A 17820-nucleotide genomic window follows, 5' to 3' on the forward strand; every position below is an offset into this window, starting at 1 on the left:
GCATCCCGTTTTAAGCGGAAATCTTCTATTTTATTGCAGTCGCCGTGTCGTCGTCGCCGTTGAGCGGCGGCGGCAGCGCGTCCTTGTCGTTCACCATCAGAATGGGCTGTCCCGTCGCGTCGAGCGCGTCGCGCCACAACGAACCTTCGGGATTAACCTTATTCCGTTTTGCCGTAACGAGCCGGATAGGCAAGTGCACGTATTTGTCGTGAACCAAGCCGATAACCAGATTCGTTTTGCCGGACATGGCTGCGTGTACGGCGTTGTTTCCGAGCCGTTCGCAGTAGATTGAGTCGGTCGGAGTTGCCGGCGCCGAGCGGATTTGGTAACTGGGATCTATGTACTTTAAGTTGATGTGAATTTTGCGTTCGGCAAAATATTCGTTGATCCTGTCGCGCAGGAACGTGCCGATGTCGCCGAGTTTTTTGTTTCCGGAAGCATCCGTTGCGTTCGTTGCGTTCAAATGGTTCTGCCCGGCGCCCTCGGCGACAATGACGACGGCGTGATGCCGTTTGACGATGCGCTGCTCAAGTTCCGCCAGAAATCCTTCGGGACCGTCCAGATCGAACGGCACTTCGGGAATCAGGCAGAAGTTCGCTTCGTGGCTGGCAAGCGCGGTGGCCGTCGCGATAAATCCTGATTCCCGGCCCATCAGTTTGATAAGGCCGATGCCGTTTATATGGGAGTGGGCTTCCATGTGCGCGGCAGCGACCGCGTCCGTCGCTTTCTGTACCGCGGTGTCGAATCCGAACGATTTCTGGATAAAGATGAGATCGTTGTCGACGGTTTTCGGAATGCCGACGATAGCCACTTTCAGTCCGCGTTTTTCGATTTCTTCGGAAACTTCGAGCGCTCCGCGCTGCGTACCGTCTCCGCCGACGATGAACACCATGTTCATGTTGAGCGCTTCGATCGCGTCGACGATATCCATAACGCGGTCGCCGCCGCCGCGGCTGGTACCGAGGAACGAACCGCCTATTTTGTGAATGTCGTCTACGACGTCGGGCGTCAAATCGATGGTGTCGAATCCCTGTTCGGGAAAAAAGCCTTTAAAACCGAATCTGATACCGCGTATCCGGCGCACGCCGTACCGGTTGTACAAACAGCGTACGACGGAACGGATAACGTCGTTCAGTCCGGGGCACAAGCCTCCGCAGGTACAGATTCCCGCGTTTACGTGTTTGGGATTAAAATAAATGTATTCGCGCGGACCTGCTTTCTGTATCAGGTTGTGCGCGTAAGCGTCGGCTTCCGTTTCCAGAATATTATCGTAAATATCAAGATTGTATCGGATAAATTCATTGTCTTTTACGTAATTCGCACGGTAATCGCCGTGCTCCTTCGATAATTGGATGGGGGAAAGAACCTTGCACGGTCCAAGTTCATCAATCGTAAAATCGAAACGACCTTTCATAGTCTGCGCTCCTTGCTGCCAGAGATACGGCGGCCGGCGCGTACTGTGCCGACCGGCATCTTCATAAAGATAGTATGATTCGTTCTTTTATGCAAGGTCTCGCGTCGGCTATTTGTAGGAGAAATGCGGCGGTTTTTTGTATCGTCCCTGCCGTGAGCCTTAGAAAAAAGATGAGAAAATGGTTCAATCGTATTGACATGAACGCCGTTTTCCGGCTAATATAATCAAGCCTTTTTTGGAGCGGTGTCCGAGTGGTTTAAGGAGGCGGTCTTGAAAACCGTTGTGCCGAAAGGTACCGGGGGTTCGAATCCCCCCTGCTCCGGTTGCCGATAACGTTCCGATTCTGAAAAGGGCATGTTTGCAGACAGGGTAATTCCTCTGTTGCGGTTAAGGAAGCGTGGTAGAGCGGTAATACAACGGATTGCTAATCCGTCGGTTCTTCACAGGCCGGGCAGGTTCGACTCCTGTCGCTTCCGTTTATTTTGAGACTATAGCTCAGCTGGATAGAGCGTCAGATTGCGGATCTGAAGGCCGGTGGTTCGAATCCACTTAGTCTCGTACAGGGTGATACCTGGAAAAATGTTCTGCTGGAGAGATGCGAGAGCGGTCGAATCGGGCGGTCTCGAAAACCGTTGTACCGCAAGGTACCGGGGGTTCGAATCCCCCTCTCTCCGTTGTAAAGAAACGGTGCTTGTTTTTTTGCGTGTGCGGAGAGGATTCGGACTTGGAATATTTCACGTCGATTCTGAACTAATCCCGCAATAAAATAGGTACGCGTTGTTTTTGGAAAGATGTCCGAGTGGTCGATGGTGCAGTCTTGGAAAGGCTGTGTACCGAAAGGTACCGGGGGTTCGAATCCCCCTCTTTCCGCTTAGTGATAGTTTGATATGTAATACCGGAAGCGGTGTAACGTTCGGGGGATTTGAAGCGGAATCCGCGCCGAGCGAATGCGAGGAAAAGCGGACAGGGATGTACGCGGCAGCGGATGAAGCCGGGACGCAGCGAGCGTTCAGGATGTACGCGAGCGGAGTCCGAATCCCCCTCTTTCCGCTTAGTGATGGTTCGGTGTTCATACCGGAATCAGTAAAAACCGGCATCCGTGCCGGTGTTTTTTTATGAGACTCTTGCGATGAGTCCAGGTGCTATGCAAGAAATTGCTGCCGAACCCCGTCAGATTCGGAAGAAAGCAGCGGTAGGCGGATAATTTCTGTGCCGTAGATTACCTGGGCTCTTCGGAAGGGTTTTTTTTTGCGGTACGCTCGAATAAGCGGGAGGTACGTGTGCTTTGGATTGAAATTCTCGGGTACGTTTCGTCTTTTTTGGTCTTGATTTCACTTTCCATGAAATCGCTGGTAAAACTGCGGTTTTTGAACGCGCTCGGAAGTCTGTTTTTTGCGTTGTTCGGTTTGGTTTCCCGCTCGTATCCGACCGCTTTTATGAACGTCTGCATCGTCGTGATCGATATCATGTATCTGTACCGGCTGTTCAATACGAAAGATAAATTCGATATTCTGCAAGTTAAATCGGATGATCCGGTGTTTCTGTTTTTCTGTGAAAAAAATCGGGAAGAACTCGACGCGTTGTTCGGATTCGACGCGCTTTCCCGCGCGCAGGAAGCGGCCTTTTTTTTCCGAAACAACGACATCGCGGGTTTGCTTGCTTTTACGCGGACGGAAGGTTCCGGTGCGCGTATTTGCATCGATTACGTAACGCCCCGGTATCGCGACGGTGCGGTCGGCCGCCACTTTTTTGTAAAAGATCTTTCTTTCTGGCACGACCGGAATATCGATGAACTTGAAATTTATGCGCCGGCCAAAGAGCATATCCGATATCTTGAAAAAATGGGTTTCCGGCAGGACAACGATCCTGCAACCTGGAAAAAAACTCTGTAGCGGAGCGATTTCCGCAAAACGGTGACTTTCTCCGTTTTATCTCCGCGTTTTCTAATCCCGCTTAAACACGCAGATTCCGCGGCGGTACGTTGCCCGAACCGTTCCGCTCAGCGTCCGCCCTTCAAGCGGCGTATAAGTGCCTTTTGAAAAGAAATTTTTACCTGAAACCTGCCATTCGGCGTTCGGATCCGTAAACACGAGGTCCGCGGCGAATCCCGGCGACAGCAGCCCTTTCGGACACGCCGTTTTGTCGAGGCCGAGCAGTCGTGCCGGTGCAGCGGACATCAATTCGGACAGTTTGCGGGCGCTGATAATACCCGTCTGCACCAATTCCGTATGACACGCCGCAAACGCCGTTTCAAGCCCGCTGAAGCCCGGAGCTCCCGCCGCTTTGTCGGCCGCGGTGTGCGGTGCGTGATCAGTTGCGATGACGTCGACGGTGCCGTCTCTGATTCCTTCAATAACGGCGAGTCGGTCGCTTTCGCTTCTGACCGGCGGATTTACGATATGGCGCAGATCTGTTCCGCGCGTAACGCTGAGCGTGATGTGGTGAGGCGTCGCTTCACACGTCGCGTTTTGCCCCGAGCGTTTTGCTGCTCGTACGGCGGCGAGCGACCGGGCGGTGCTGACGTGCGCAATGTGGATACGGCAGTCTGCTGCTGCGGCGAGTGCGAGATTTCTGAGCGTGGCCGTGTCTTCGGCGAGTGCCAGCAGATCGTTCGCCCGGGTGAGCAGCGTTTCCGCGCGCCGCACGGCGGCGGCCTTCGCCGAGTTGTCCGCCGAGTCGGCTGAGTCCGCCGCGGCGTATGACGCGAGTGCGTCGGTGCGGTACGGTTTTGCGGCGGCGGCGAGGGAAGCGTCTTCGCAGTGGCAGGAGACGATAAGATTGCGGTCCGCGCATTTTTTCATTGCTGCAAGCATGACCGCGGCGGACGCGACGTCCCGGCCGTCTTCGGTAACCACGGGAATCGCTTCTGATTCGGGCGTTTTCCCGGGAACGTACGGCGGTATCCCGTCCAGATGCGCAGTGTCTTCGCCGCCGAATCCGGCGGTAAGGCTGACCGTTTGAAATACGTCGGCAAGGGCGAACGCGGCCGCTTCCGCACGTATGCGCTGTGCGGCCGCCGCGCTCGACACGACGGGAACCGTGTTCGGCATCAGTACGAGCGTGCCGAATCCGCCTGCCGCGGCCGCGTGCAGGGCGCTGCCGAGGTCTTCTTTTTCAGGCTGTCCCGGATATCGGAAGTGTGCGTGCATGTCTATGAACGCCGGCTGTACGGTCAGTCCGCGTGCGTCGACGAGTTCCGCCGGTTTTTCGCCGGCGCCGCTATTTCCGGTGAGAGTGCTATTTCCGGCGAAAGTGCTATTTCCGGCGAAAGCTACGACTGCTTTTTCCGCCGCCGCGCGGTCGGTAAAGTCGCCTTTCAGCACGGCCCGTATCGTGCCGTGCCCGATTATCAGCGCGCCGCTGCAGTCGGTGTCTGCGTCGAGCAGCCTCGCGTTATAGATGCAGCAAAGCCTGCTGCCGTTTTGCGCGGCTTCCGCCGTGTGCCGTTCGCCATTCATCAGAATACCTCACCCACGCCCGCGCGGTATAATTCGTCGCAGTATTCGCAGCGGTATTCCGACCGTTTTTTATCGACGAGCAGAAACACGTGCGGCAGATAAGGTTCGGTACTGGTAATGCAGCGGGGATTTTTGCATTTTATGATGTTTTCGACCCGTTCCGGCAGCGACAGCGTTATTTTGCGCGTGATGTGTTCGTTTGAAACGACGTTGACGGTGATGTTCGGATCTATGAAACCGAGTACGGAGTAGTCGATGTTGATGATATTGTCGAGTTTGATGATGTCTTTGCGTCCGAGCTGCTTGGACGAGACGTTCATGATCAGTGCGACGCAGAAATTGACTTTATCGAGTCCGAGCCATGAAAAGATACGCGGACCGGTTCCCGCGCGGATATGGTCTATGACGAGACCGTTTTTTATCGTATCGACGTGCAGCATTATAAAGCTCCTGTTAATTTGGCGATCAGCGCCATGCGGGCGAACATACCGTATTTTACCTGCTTGAAGTACGCGGCGCGCGGGTCGGCGTCCACTTCGGGCGATATTTCGTTGACGCGCGGCAGCGGGTGCAGGACGATCATTGAATCTTTGGCGAGTTTCATTTTTTCGCGATTGAGGATGTAACTGTCTTTGAGGCGGATGTAATCCTGTTCGTTGAAAAAGCGTTCCGCCTGTACGCGGGTCATGTACAGGATGTCGAGGTCGCCGATGACGTCTTCCAGACGCAGCGATTCCGAATACGCGATGCCGGACGGTTTGATAACTTGGGAAACGATGTATTCGGGAATCGTCAGTTCCGGCGGGCTGATAAGGACGAACGTATTGTTCTTGTAGCGGCTCATCGCTTTTGCCAGACTGTGCACGGTTCGCCCGAAGCGGAGATCGCCGCAGAACCCGATTGTGTGTCCGTCCAAATCGCCTTTCAGCGAGCGGATCGTGAGCAAGTCGGTGAGCGTTTGCGTCGGATGGTGGTGTCCGCCGTCGCCGGCGTTGATGACGGGTACGGCGGAATACTGCGAGGCGACCAGCGCCGAACCTTCTTTGGGGTTGCGCATCGCGATGACGTCCGCGTAGGAGGAGACGACCCGAATCGTGTCTGCGAGGGTTTCGCCTTTGGTCGATGATGTCGACGCCGCGTCCGCGAATCCGAGCGTCGAACCGCCGAGTCTGAGCATGGCCGCTTCAAAGGAAAGCCGCGTTCTGGTGCTCGGCTCAAAAAAAAGTGCCGCAAGAATTTTCCCGCGGCACACATCGGTAAAAGCAGAAGGATCGACGATAATTTGTTCTGCAAGGGAACAAATTTCATCAATTTCCTGCACTGTCAGATCTGCTGGTTCTATCAGGTGACGTCCTTTCAGCATACAACCTCCATTCCGGTTATCATACCACGCCGCCCGTGATAAAATCAATGGATTCCGGCGTAAAAACTGCGGCGCGGCGATTATCGTGTTCCCGCTACGCAGCCTGCACCCGTTCCCGCGGCACTCAGCGTGTTCCCGTTACGCGTCGGTGGGAACGCTTTTCTTATACAAATGGTTGTGCTCGAAGTCTGCGTACGGTTCGGGCTTGCCGAAATAATACCCCTGCACGTACGTACAGCCGCATTTTTTGAGAAACGCGACCTGTTCGCCGGTTTCTATACCTTCGGCGACTATTTCAAAATCCAGATTGCGCAGCATGGTGATGATCGACGCGACGATTATCTGACCGTTTTCCGTATCGAGTGAAGAATCGAAAAATCCCTTATCGATTTTGATGATATCGGCTTCACTGCCCTGCAGCATGTTCAGCGTCGAAAGTCCCGAGCCGAAGTCGTCCATCGACGTTTTGAATCCCAGCTTTCTCAGCTGCCGGAATTGATTGCGGACTTGCTGCGAATCTTCCACGATGGCGCTTTCGGTGATTTCAAATTCGATCAGATTATACGGTATCCCGTGTTTGTCGACGATGAGCTGGATATCGTGCACGTAGTTCGGATTGTAGATGTGCAGCCGGGACTGGTTTACCGAAACCGGAATTCCCGGATGACCTTCGCTGATCCAGGCTTTGATCAAGCCGCACACGTGATCGAGCATGTACATATCGAGCTGCGTTATGAATCCGTTTTCTTCAAATGCCGGAATGAACGAATCGGGATAGATGAATTCCGTTCCGTTGAGCTTCCACCGGACGAGCGCTTCCGCGCCGGACAGAATCGGCTGTTCATCCAGTATCGCGTATTTCGGCTGCAGATATATCAGAAATTCTTCTTTTTCAAGCGAAGAATGCATGTAGCGCGTGATTTTGTTTTTCCGGTCGAGTCTCTGCTGTAATTTTTCATCAAAAAACGAAGCGGTACTGTGGCTGATATTGATGATGTTTTCACGCGCTTCAAACGCGCAGTCCGACAGCGTTTGAAACGATTTGTGCTCGTCGTCCGGTTTCAGTTCGTACAAACCGCAGCGGCACGTTATCCGGTAGTCCATGGTGTCGGAACTGAAAATGGTGTTTTCGGCTATTCTGAAAAAAGTTTCCAGCCGGTTGAGCATGTATCCTCTTTCCGGACATTCCAGCAGCAAAAGAAATTTGTCTTCCGCAAACCGGCAGTACAATTCGTTTGGCGTAACGCGCGATTTAATCAGTCCGTATATGCTGCGCAGCACCCGGTCTCCCGCCTCGTATCCGAAAATGGCGTTCACCGCGCGGAAGTTGTAGATGTCGAACAAGGCGAGTGCGTATCGGGAAGAAAACACGTCTTTCTTTTTTTCAAATTCCCGTTTGAATTTCGTGTAATTGAACGAACCGGTCAGCTGATCGTGGAACGCGAGATAGTTTATTTCTTTTTTCGTATTCCGTTTGAGTATCGAAATCAGTGAAAACAGGAACAGAATGATTACGACGACGACGCCGGACAGCAGCATGGACGCTATCTGGATATTTCTCTGTTTTTCCTGCAAAATCTACGTCGGCGCAACGAGGATCAGAAACCAGTCGTTGATGGCGAGCGGCTGATACGTTACGAACTGTTCGGCACTGCCGGGCAGTTTGAATCCGAACGAACCGCGTTTGCCGGCTTTAAGATTGGCAAGAAACGCGTCGTAGGAATACGTCTGTTCAAAGTCGTTGTCAAGAAAATTGTCCGGATTTCCCGCCGTATCCGCATATTTTGATAATATGAGTATGTTTCCATTTGAATCGATAATATGGAATCGTGCCAAACCGCCGAAGACCGGCAGTTCGACTTGTTTTTGCAGTTCTGCTTCCGAAATGATGCCGCACAGAATGCCGCACAGAATGCCGTGGACTGCTGAGTCGCTATCCGCATATATCGGTACGCTGATCGTAAAAGACGGCACGTTCGTTTTAAAATCTTTTTTGAACGCTTCTATGGCGATTTTCCCTGCAAGGGAATCGTGAAAATAATTACGATGCAGAAAATTTCCCGACAGCACGTCGATATTTTTGTCTATACCGATGCCGATGCCGTTCGGATCAATGACGCCGATACGGTCGAATTGGTTCGTTACCAGTTGTTTCCGCAGCACGGTCATAGTGTTGTTTTCGTCGATTTCCGACCAGCCGATGACGGCGGCGAGCGTTTCAAGCGAATCGATGTAGCATTTGATGCGGTTCCGAAACGCCGTCGCCGTTTTTTCCGTTATTTCATACATGTACGTTTGCAGGTTTTCCTTTTCAAGATTGTCCAGATATCTGATGTACAGGCTGCAGAAAAATAACGTGATGCAAATGACGATGAGGAAGCTTATGGGAATGCCGATAGCTTTTTTAAAGCCGTATTTTCTATTATATATCATAATGTATGAATAATTAAAACATGAAAATAATGCCGTGTCAATGAAAAATATGCAGCGTCGGTAAAAGGAATGCTTTTTTATACTTACGATTTACGCTTGCGGCAGCGTGTTTTTAATGTTAGTATGTTCGCAGTTAGAACAAACGAATTGCAGGTTTGAGGAGGTTTTCATGGGTTCGTACGCAGGCGATATGATCGCCAATTTGACGACGCTGCCGCCGGTGCCGCAGCTTGACGGCGCGATCAAGCTGAAGCGGGTATACGCCGGAGATAAAAGCGAAGTGCTTGAGTTTATCCGCAGCAATTTCAATCAGACCTGGGTGAACGAGGCTGAAGCCGCACTTTCCCAGAATCCGATTGCGTGTTTTATCGCGACGGAAAACGGCCGGATTTTGGGATTCGCCTGTTACGACGCGACGGCGAAAGGCTTTTTCGGTCCGACGGGCGTTACGGAAGCGGCGCGCGGCCGGAATGTCGGAAAAGCGCTGCTTATTCGCACTATGGAGGCGATGCGCGAAGCGGGCTACGGCTACGCGATCATCGGCTGGACCGACGTGGACGGTTTTTACCGGAAAGCGGTCGGCGCCGAGTATATTCCCGGCGGAACTCCCGAAAACAGCGTGTATTCACGGATGGTTTCCCGCTGATTTTCTTACGGTTCCACACAGGCGGCGCGGAACCGGCGAGGCGCGCCTTGCCGTAATAAGCTGCGGCGGCGCGGTACGTTTGTGCAGCTCCGCCGTTTCGCGACGCCGGATTCGCGTAGTGCCGCGCCTCAAATTCGGGCCGGTGACCGTCTGCCGTTTCGCGCTGCCGTGTTCGCGTAGTGCCGCGCCTCAAATTCGGGCCGGTGACCGTCTGCCGTTTCGCGCTGCCGTGTTCGCGTAGTGCCGCGCTGCCGCCGCCGCTAGCCGAATCGTTTTTTTAACGGTATATTTAAACACATGACAAAACAAGAAGAACGGTTGGGAACCGAAAAACCGGGTAAGCTGATCCTGTCGCTTGCCATTCCGGCTGCTGCGGCGCAGCTTATCAACGTGCTGTACAACATAGTCGACCGGATGTATATCGGACATATTCCGGGTGCGGGAACCGCGGCGCTGACGGGCGTGGGCGTTACGTTTCCGGTTATCATGCTGATTTCAGCGTTCAGCGCGTTTGCCGGAGCGGGCGGTGCGCCGCTGGCATCCATCGCGCTCGGGCGCGGCGACCGCGCGGGTGCCGAACGGATTCTCGGCAACGCGGCGACGCTGCTCACGGTGTTCGCGGGCGTTTTAACGGCGCTGTTCGCCGCGTTCATGCAGTCGGTGCTGTATCTGTTCGGTGCAAGCGCCGCGACGATAGGATACGCAACCGATTATCTTTCCGTTTATTTAGTCGGTACGTTTTTCGTACAATACGCGCTCGGCCTGAACATGTTTATCAGTTGTCAGGGACGGGCGAAGACGGCGATGCTGTCCGTTCTGATCGGCGCAGTGCTCAACATTGCGCTTGATCCCGTTTTCATTTTCGCGCTGAATATGGGCGTCAGGGGCGCCGCATTGGCTACGATCATTTCTCAGGCCGCGAGCGCCGCCTGGGTCGTAAAGTTTTTGTGCTCGGATAAATCGGGGCTGCGCATCCGCCGTCGGAACCTCAGCTTGGACGGCTCCATCGTAAAAAAAATCATGGGACTCGGCGTTTCTCCGTTCATCATGCAGGCGACCGAAAGTCTTATCATCATCGTTTTGAACAGCGGATTGCAGCGCTACGGGGGCGACTTGTACGTCGGTTCCATGACGATTTTGCAGAGTGTCATGCAGTTCGTGTTCGTGCCGGTGTCGGGGCTCACGCAGGGAACGCAGCCGATCATCAGTTACAATTACGGTGCCGGAAATCCTGAACGGGTCAAAAAAACGTTCCGAATCGTGCTCGCTGCGACCGTTTCTTTAACCGTGGCAAGCTGGGGCCTGACGGCGCTGATACCGGGATTGTTTGCGCGGATATTTACCGGAGAGGCGGCGCTCATCGCGCTGGTGGAACGCGTCATGCCCGTTTTTATGGGCGGATTTTGGATTTTCGGCGTACAGATGGCGTGCCAGTCGGCGTTCGTCGGACTGGGACAGGCAAAAATTTCATTGTTTTTGGCTATGCTGCGCAAGATTATACTGCTGATTCCGCTTTCGTTTATTTTCCCCCTGTTTTGGGGTGTCGACGGTATCTATTGGGCGGAGCCGGTTGCCGACATTACGGCGGCAATCACGACTGGTACGCTGTTTTTATGTAAATTCAATTCGATTTTGGGAGTTAAAAAAAATGACTGCAAAATATCGTAAAGCGCTGCCGGTTCCGGTAAGAAATCCGGTAAGGTATCCGGTAATGCCGTCCGATAAGTCGGGCCGCATGAAAATGTCTTTTTATTGCCGGCTCAGAACGCTTTTATGCGTTTGGGCCGCGCTGTGCGGCATAGTGGTTTCCGCTGCCGCGCTTTCCGAACGCGAACAGGCTTCCGTCGATCAGTTTATGCAGTTCAGAATGGAAGTTTCCGCGTGCGAACCCGACGAAGCGCTCGCCCGTGTGGCCCGTTATGAAACGGAACTGTTCGGGACGGAAGAGGCTTCGTCTTTTTCTCCCGAATTCCGTCTCATCATGGACAATCTGCTCGTACTCGAACGGTATAATTATCTGTATGAAAAGGACATTGCGCATCCTGGGCTGGAAGGGCTGATCAGCGCGCAGAACGATGAAAACGAATCGCGGCTTAAAAACGCGAAAGGCGCTCGTGTCGATACCTGGCTGTACTGTACGGCCGGCGACGTCATTTCCTGCTGTATGCAGTTCATGCCGGTAACCAAAGCCATGAACCGCGGTCTGGTGATAAAAAAATATTACGATACGGCCGTTTCACAGGATCCCGATTGTGCGTACGCTCTGATGAATACGGCTCAGTGGTATTTTCACGCGCCGGCAATCGGCGGCGGGAGCAAAAAGAAGGCGCTCGATTATTTCGAGCGGGCAATCGCCGCAGCGCGGACTCCCGCCGAATCGTTTTACGCGAAAATCCTGTGCTCTCAGGCGCTGTTCGACGGCGGCAGTACGGAACGCAGCGCCGCGCTGCTTGCCGAAGCGACCGCGCTGTGTTCGGAAAGCCGGTACGCCGCTCATATTAAAAAACTGAACGACGCCGGCTATTCTCTTTTTTATTACATGCTGAATCGGGCTAAAATCGACGCCGAGCTGCGTTAGCCGCCGGATTGTACCGCAGTCGGATTGTACCGCAGCTGAGCGCGTTTTCCGCCGGTTGTTCCCACCGAGGCGGAACCGCGCTCGCCGCCGGTTCAACCCATCACGACGATAACTTCGTTGACACTGCCTTCCGGCTGTGCGGGAATCGCGCCGGCAACCGGTTTTCCGTTCAGGGAAACCGATTTTACGCCTTTTTCCGCGTGCGTCGGATTTTTGACCGTAATCTTGTACGTGGCGCCGCGCCAGATTCGGCTCGCTTCAAAGCCGTCCCAGTCGGACGGAATGCACGGATCGACGATCATGCCGTCGAACGTACATCTGATGCCGAGCATGTAACGGGTCGCCGCAAAGTACGACCAGCCCGCGGATCCGGTCAGCCACGGATGGCGCGCCCGCCCGTGAGCGGTGTGGTCGCGTCCCATGACGAACTGGCAGTACGAATACGGTTCGGACTGGCGGATTTCGATTTTATCGTTCTGATTGTACGGACACAGCGCGTCGTAGTATTTCATGGCGCGGTTTCCGTGTCCGAGTTTTGTTTCCGCAACCCAGGCCCACGGATTGGGATGGGAGAAAATGGCGCCGTTTTCCTTGATACCTTTGTACACGCGGGTAACGAATCCGATGTCGTCGTTCGGCGTTCCGTACGACGGCGCGTTCAAATGGATGCCCCACGGCGAATACAGGTATTTGTCTACGGAATCCATCGCTTTTTCCGCGTGTTCGCCTTGCGCGACGCCGGAGATGACGGCCCACGTGTTCGATTCAAGATGCACTTTGCCTTCCGTGTCTTCGGCCGTGCCGATTTTTACGCCGTTTTTGGTGATGCCGCGGATGTACCATTCCTTGTCCCACAATTCCTTTTCGCAGGCGGCGCGTACTTTTTCCATGAGCGCGCGGTATTTTACCGCGTCGTCCGTGCGGCCGTAATGGTCGGCGAGTTCGGCAAAATTGTCCATCGCCCAATAGTGCAGGAACGACACGAGCGCGCTTTCGCCGCCGCCCAGATTCAGGCAGTCGTTCCAGTCGGCGCGCAGTCCTTTGCAGATACCCGTCGCGCCCACCTGTTCGGCTGAAAAGTTCAGAATGCGCATCATATGGTCGTACACGGTCGACTCGCCGCCGTCGGCAAACGAAACGACTTCATCCGCGAATCCGTATTCGCCCGTTTCCTTGATGTATTCGCAGATTGCCGGAACGAGCCACAGTGCGTCGTCCGAGCAGGTGTCTTTGAGACCGTGAACGAGGCTGGCTTTGTCCGGTTCGGGTTTTACCGTCGGCGATTTAAACGGCGGCTTGGGTTTTCGGTTCGGGTTGAACAGTTCCGGCTCGAACAGGTGCAGTCCGTAGCCTGCCTGCGTTAAACCGCGCAGCAGATCGATGAGGCGGCTGCGGCATTTTTGCGGATTGGAGTGGGGGATGCACATCGCGTCCTGCGCCGTGTCGCGGTATCCCAGCCCGGTGCGCCCGCCGACTTCGATAAAACTCGAAAATCGTGAAAACACGACGTTCGTTTCGGACTGATACAGATTCCACGTGTTGATCATGGTGTTCATTGCGCTGCTGGGCGTTTTGATCTGAAGCGCGGCGCATTTTTTGTCCCAATACGCTTTGATTTCCCTGAACGCCGCGTCGACTGCGGCCGTATCGGAAAATTTTGCTTTGACGGCTTTACCCGCTTCGCGGCTGCCGACGCCGAGCATGAACACGACGCGGATTTCCTTGCCGGCCGGAATTACGAATTCCTTGCACAGCGCGCCGCAGTGATTGTTGCCCAGTTCCGCGGAACCCGACAGTTTTCCCGTCTCGACGCCGATGGGATTCGTTTCCGTCCGGTACGGGCCGATAAACGAATCGCGCAGACAGTCGAAGCCGTCCGCGTCGAAACTCGAAGTAAAATAATGATACATATCGGGATTATAGAAGTTGTCGACTTCAATGACGCCGTCTTTATAACTTGAACCGGAACAGTACAAACTCATCTGGAAATTCTGGTTGTCGATTTCGATCATCTGAAACGAAAATTCGCAGTATGAAAACAGGCTGATTTTCCGGTCTTTCTGCGAAGTGTTTTTGACGCGGACGTCCCACAATTCGCAGGCTTCGCCTCTGGGAATGAACAGCGTCTGCGTCGCGTCTATTCCCTTATAGTTGCAGGAAAATTTGGAATACGACATGCCGTGGCGGCATTCGTAGCGGGCTTTGTCGAGCGGTTTTCCCACGGGCTGCCAGGAAAGCGACCAGTATTCGCCGTCGTCGTTGTCACGCAGATATACGTAATGTCCGGGGCGGTCGAGCGGAACTGCGTTCGCCCTGAACCGGGTTACGCGGTGGTATTCAGGCGATTCGTGCCACATGTAGCCGCCTGCGTTGTGTGAAACGACTGCACCCGTCGATTCCGTGCCGAGATAGTTTGTCCAGGAAACGGGGACGTCGCACCGGTTGATAACGTATTCCCGGTTCTTATCATCAAAAAAACCGTAATTCACAAAGATCCTCCATAATTTCGGGCCGCTTAGAGTAGCAGTTGTTACTCCGCCGCCCTGTGATCAGTATAACAGATGCCCGGTAAAAAGAAAAGCAGAAAATAATAAAATGATTATTTAAACGATGTTTTTTGAAAAAACGGCACAATACGTATCAGTTTGTTTGCTCTATGAACATACCTGTGATGTCAGAAAAACTTGTTTTTGCAGATACGTGCGGAAAGCTCCGCACTCAGACGCTGATATTGATTACGGAGGCCGCGTCGTTCGCGTGCGTGTACACGCTGCGCGTCGTTCGGTACGGATTTTGAACGGCGTTCAGGCGGTCTTTTATTTCGGCTATATGGATCTTGAGCAGTTCCCTGTTTCGGGCGTTTTGGGCGAGCACTTGCCGCTGCAGCTGTTCCAGATCCGTTTTGAGCAAGGGAATAACCGACTCGTCGGTTTCCCCGGCGTTGTCCGTGCGTTCCGCCGCCGCGCCCTTGCGCGGATGCGTGTCCCGGTACATCGTTTCTATCGGTTCGATGACTTTTTGCAGATTTACAATGTTGGCTGCGATTTGCTGCTCAAGTTCCGTGTGGGCGAGCAGCGCTTCGGAATCTTCCGTTTCGATCTTGTCCGCCTGTTTTTCAAGTACGTTCAGGTATTCGCGGAATTTCGCGCGCTGCTGTTCAAGCAAAGTGCGCAGCCGCCGCAGTACGGCGGTTCTTTCTGCCAGTTCGGCAGGGGACAGCTGCATCATGTTTTTATCCGTTTATATCGATGCCGGTATGCACTGCGGGTGCGGGCGTCGCGCCTGCCGACGCCGAAGCGACCGACCAAGCGTCTCTGAGCTGACTCATCATGTCGCATACGAAACCGATCTTTTTCTTGTCGCGGCTGATGTTTGCGTTCAGCAGTTCCTTATTGAAGAAAATGTACAGCGACATCAGGTTTTTGGAAATGTCGCCGCCGGCTTCCATATCGAGCGCCACCATCAGTTCCGTGATGATTTCCTGCGTTTTCAGGATGTTTTTGTTGAACGCTTCTATGTGCTGCGCGCCGATTTTTTCGTCCGCGGAAAAATGCGCGAGCGCAAAATTCAACTGTTTGACCGCTTCGTCGTACAGCATGACGACCAGTTTTCCCTGACTTGCCGTTTTGACTCCCGTTTCACGGTACGCACTGTATGCCTGACTGTATCCCATTTTAATACCCCCTGTCAGTTGTTCTTTATAGTTATCGGCGGTGAGCGGCGCAACTTTACATTTTTTTAAAATATCCGGTATGCTATCGACTATTTACGGTTTATTTCGTATATTTTATCTTATAGAGGTATGAGCATGAGTGATGCAGACAAAGATAATAAAAATTCAGAGCGCGACCCCTTTGATTTTTTCAAATTATCGTCCGAACCGGGAAATTCAAACAAAGGTTCGGATAAAAAAAAGCCCCGCATTCCGTTTTGGGGTATAATGCTGATAATCGTTGCCGTAACGGCTTTTATCAATTTTTTTCTGATGTCCCGGTCGGATGATCTGATCCCGTTTTCCGATTTCAAGGCGATGGTGGAAAACGGACAGATCGTTTCCGTCGATTTGGGCGAAACGTATTTTACCGGTTATACGTCGTCGTCGGCTGAAAGCAGCGATGCCGGCAATTTTTCGCTTTTTTCGACCGGCGCGGCCCGCAATACGTATAAAACGGCCGGTATTCTGACCGAAAGTTTTCTGAAACTGCTCGACGATAAAGGTATCACGTATAAAGTGGTGGCGAAGCAAGGGAACTTTCTCATGCAGCTGCTGCTGAACTTGGTCGTTCCGTTCGGTTTTATCTTTTTGATGTGGTTTTTCTTTTTCCGCAAAATGGGCGGAATGGGCGGCGGCTTGGGCGGAAGCATTTTTTCCGCGGGAGCGTCGCGGGCGAGCGCCGTTGAAGAAGGTCAGGTTACGACCCGGTTTGCCGACGTAGCGGGCGTGGACGAAGCCAAAGAAGAATTAGTCGAAGTGGTCGATTTTTTGAAATCGCCCAAAAAATATACCGATATCGGCGGAAAAATTCCCAAAGGCGTGCTGCTCGTCGGCCCGCCGGGTACGGGCAAGACGCTGCTCGCGCGCGCCGTTGCCGGCGAAGCGAACGTTCCGTTTTTCAAGATTTCCGGTTCCGACTTCGTCGAGATGTTCGTGGGCGTCGGCGCGAGCCGCGTGCGCGATCTGTTCAAGCAGGCGCGTGAAAAGGCGCCGTGCATCGTGTTCATCGACGAATTGGATGCGATCGGTAAAAGCCGCGTCAATTCGATCAACGGCAACGACGAGCGCGAGCAGACGTTGAATCAGCTGCTCGTCGAGATGGACGGGTTCGACAATTCAAAAGGACTTATCCTGCTTGCGGCGACGAACAGGCCCGACGTATTGGATCCGGCGCTGTTGCGCCCCGGCCGGTTCGACCGGCAGGTGGTTGTTGACCGCCCCGACGTGAAAGGCCGCGAAGCTATCCTTAAAATTCACGCGAAAAACGTCAAGCTCGGAAACGACGTCGATTTGGCGGCCATCGCGCGCACGACGTCCGGCTTTGCAGGTGCGGATTTGGCGAACGTCGTGAACGAAGCGGCGCTGCTCGCCGTCCGCGGCGGGCGAAAAACGGTCGGTATGGAAGATTTTGACGAAGCGGTTGAAAAGGCCGTGGCCGGTTTGCAGAAAAAAAGCCGCGTCATAAAGGAAAACGAGCGGCGGATCGTGGCGTTCCACGAAACGGGGCACGCGCTTACCGCCGCGTTTACCGACGGCGCGGACAAAGTGCATAAAATTTCGATTATTCCGCGCGGCGTGGCTGCGCTCGGGTATACGCTGCAAATGCCGGAAGAAGACCGGTATCTGCGTACGGAAAAGGAATTGTACGGTGAAATAGACGTGCTGCTCGGCGGCCGCGCGGCGGAACTGATTGCGTTCGGCGAAGTTTCCACCGGTGCGTCTAACGATCTGCAGCGCGCGACGGACATTGCCCGCAGCATTTTGACTGATTACGGTATGAGCGGCCGGTTCCGCAACGTGGTGCTGTCCCAGCGCGGCGGCGGATACGGAGCGGACTCTCCGCAGCTTATCCGCGAATATTCGGAATCGACCCAGCAGTATATCGACGAAGAGTTGGCCCGCATTATGGCGGAACGGTTCGAGCACGTTACGGCGCTGCTGAAAGAAAAACGCGACGTTATGGAATATATCGCGAGCAGACTGCTTGAAAAGGAAATCATCGATGAAGCCGAGTTTACCGATATCATAAAAGCCCGCGAGCATCTGGACGAACTGCAGGACCGCGGACAGGCGTAAGCCTGATCGAGCCGATTCGGCGCGCCGCTTTTGGGTGCGCTTTGAAAGCTGAAAAACGGGAACGCGTATGAAGCAGTGAGCTTCGGGGCGTTCCCGTTTTTTATCGCCCGATGTGAAAACGGTTCCACATATTGACA

The 17820-nt window shown here is 53.7% G+C and carries 14 protein-coding genes, 5 tRNA genes and 1 other RNA gene; 11 read left to right on the forward strand and 9 right to left on the reverse strand.

Features of this window, described 5'->3' with window-relative positions; all coding sequences use genetic code 11:
• Window positions 1–25: 25 nt before the first annotated feature.
• On the reverse strand, window positions 26–1414 hold the full coding sequence (locus TREBR_RS02465) for an ATP-dependent 6-phosphofructokinase (RefSeq protein WP_013757650.1): 1389 nt from the start codon (window positions 1412–1414) through the stop codon (window positions 26–28).
• A gap of 237 nt (window positions 1415–1651) precedes the next feature.
• On the opposite strand from TREBR_RS02465, the gene TREBR_RS02470 reads away from it, so the two are divergent.
• From TREBR_RS02470 to TREBR_RS14250, 7 genes are all read left to right on the forward strand, one after another.
• Window positions 1652–1736, forward strand: a tRNA-Ser gene (locus TREBR_RS02470).
• A 69-nt stretch (window positions 1737–1805) separates the two neighbouring features.
• Window positions 1806–1890, forward strand: a tRNA-Ser gene (locus TREBR_RS02475).
• Between the two features lie 8 nt (window positions 1891–1898).
• Window positions 1899–1972 (forward strand) — tRNA-Arg (locus TREBR_RS02480).
• A 31-nt stretch (window positions 1973–2003) separates the two neighbouring features.
• Window positions 2004–2088: transfer RNA gene (locus TREBR_RS14240), tRNA-Ser, on the forward strand.
• A gap of 111 nt (window positions 2089–2199) precedes the next feature.
• Window positions 2200–2284: transfer RNA gene (locus TREBR_RS14245), tRNA-Ser, on the forward strand.
• A gap of 263 nt (window positions 2285–2547) precedes the next feature.
• An RNA gene (ffs, locus tag TREBR_RS13330) (signal recognition particle sRNA small type) lies at window positions 2548–2646 on the forward strand.
• A gap of 48 nt (window positions 2647–2694) precedes the next feature.
• Window positions 2695–3306 (forward strand): hypothetical protein, encoded by a 612-nt coding sequence (locus TREBR_RS14250; protein ID WP_013757651.1) that lies wholly within the window; start codon window positions 2695–2697, stop codon window positions 3304–3306.
• A gap of 51 nt (window positions 3307–3357) precedes the next feature.
• Here TREBR_RS14250 and TREBR_RS02495 read toward each other — a convergent pair whose 3' ends face one another.
• The 5 genes from TREBR_RS02495 to TREBR_RS02515 form a co-directional block, all read right to left on the reverse strand.
• Entirely contained in the window at window positions 3358–4872 is a 1515-nt protein-coding gene (locus tag TREBR_RS02495) for a dihydroorotase (protein WP_013757652.1), read from the reverse strand.
• Window positions 4872–5312: an aspartate carbamoyltransferase regulatory subunit gene (locus tag TREBR_RS02500; RefSeq protein ID WP_013757653.1), complete on the reverse strand. Its 441-nt coding sequence runs from the start codon at window positions 5310–5312 to the stop codon at window positions 4872–4874. Before TREBR_RS02500 ends, TREBR_RS02495 begins: the two co-directional genes overlap by 1 nt.
• Window positions 5312–6235, reverse strand: coding sequence for an aspartate carbamoyltransferase (pyrB, locus tag TREBR_RS02505; RefSeq protein ID WP_013757654.1), 924 nt, complete (start codon window positions 6233–6235; stop codon window positions 5312–5314). Before pyrB ends, TREBR_RS02500 begins: the two co-directional genes overlap by 1 nt.
• A gap of 138 nt (window positions 6236–6373) precedes the next feature.
• Window positions 6374–7810: a putative bifunctional diguanylate cyclase/phosphodiesterase gene (locus TREBR_RS02510; RefSeq protein ID WP_156786590.1), complete on the reverse strand. Its 1437-nt coding sequence runs from the start codon at window positions 7808–7810 to the stop codon at window positions 6374–6376.
• Window positions 7811–7813: 3 nt separating this feature from the next.
• Window positions 7814–8668, reverse strand: a complete 855-nt coding sequence (locus TREBR_RS02515) for a cache domain-containing protein (protein WP_041610303.1) — start codon at window positions 8666–8668, stop codon at window positions 7814–7816.
• A 169-nt stretch (window positions 8669–8837) separates the two neighbouring features.
• On the opposite strand from TREBR_RS02515, the gene TREBR_RS02520 reads away from it, so the two are divergent.
• The 3 genes from TREBR_RS02520 (at window position 8838) to TREBR_RS02530 (ending at window position 11892) form a co-directional block, all read left to right on the forward strand.
• Complete coding sequence (locus TREBR_RS02520) at window positions 8838–9314, forward strand: GNAT family N-acetyltransferase (protein WP_013757655.1); 477 nt, start codon at window positions 8838–8840, stop codon at window positions 9312–9314.
• Between the two features lie 297 nt (window positions 9315–9611).
• The gene (locus tag TREBR_RS02525) at window positions 9612–10982 is read left to right on the forward strand and encodes an MATE family efflux transporter (protein WP_013757656.1); all 1371 of its coding nucleotides are present in this window, start codon (window positions 9612–9614) and stop codon (window positions 10980–10982) included.
• On the forward strand, window positions 10963–11892 hold the full coding sequence (locus TREBR_RS02530) for a tetratricopeptide repeat protein (RefSeq protein ID WP_013757657.1): 930 nt from the start codon (window positions 10963–10965) through the stop codon (window positions 11890–11892). Before TREBR_RS02525 ends, TREBR_RS02530 begins: the two co-directional genes overlap by 20 nt.
• Window positions 11893–11984: 92 nt before the next feature.
• Here TREBR_RS02530 and TREBR_RS02535 read toward each other — a convergent pair whose 3' ends face one another.
• From TREBR_RS02535 to fliS, 3 genes are all read right to left on the reverse strand, one after another.
• Window positions 11985–14381, reverse strand: a complete 2397-nt coding sequence (locus TREBR_RS02535; protein ID WP_013757658.1) for a glycoside hydrolase family 94 protein — start codon at window positions 14379–14381, stop codon at window positions 11985–11987.
• Window positions 14382–14610: 229 nt separating this feature from the next.
• Complete coding sequence (locus tag TREBR_RS02540; RefSeq protein WP_013757659.1) at window positions 14611–15120, reverse strand: flagellar protein FlgN; 510 nt, start codon at window positions 15118–15120, stop codon at window positions 14611–14613.
• 4 nt (window positions 15121–15124) lie between these two features.
• Window positions 15125–15565: a flagellar export chaperone FliS gene (fliS, locus tag TREBR_RS02545; protein ID WP_013757660.1), complete on the reverse strand. Its 441-nt coding sequence runs from the start codon at window positions 15563–15565 to the stop codon at window positions 15125–15127.
• A 135-nt stretch (window positions 15566–15700) separates the two neighbouring features.
• Here fliS and ftsH point away from each other — a divergent pair, with 135 nt between their 5' ends.
• Window positions 15701–17683, forward strand: a complete 1983-nt coding sequence (gene ftsH / locus TREBR_RS02550; RefSeq protein ID WP_013757661.1) for an ATP-dependent zinc metalloprotease FtsH — start codon at window positions 15701–15703, stop codon at window positions 17681–17683.
• Window positions 17684–17820 lie beyond the last annotated feature (137 nt).

Origin of the sequence: Treponema brennaborense DSM 12168, from assembly GCF_000212415.1 — a bacterium.
Taxonomy (GTDB): domain Bacteria; phylum Spirochaetota; class Spirochaetia; order Treponematales; family Treponemataceae; genus Treponema_F; species Treponema_F brennaborense.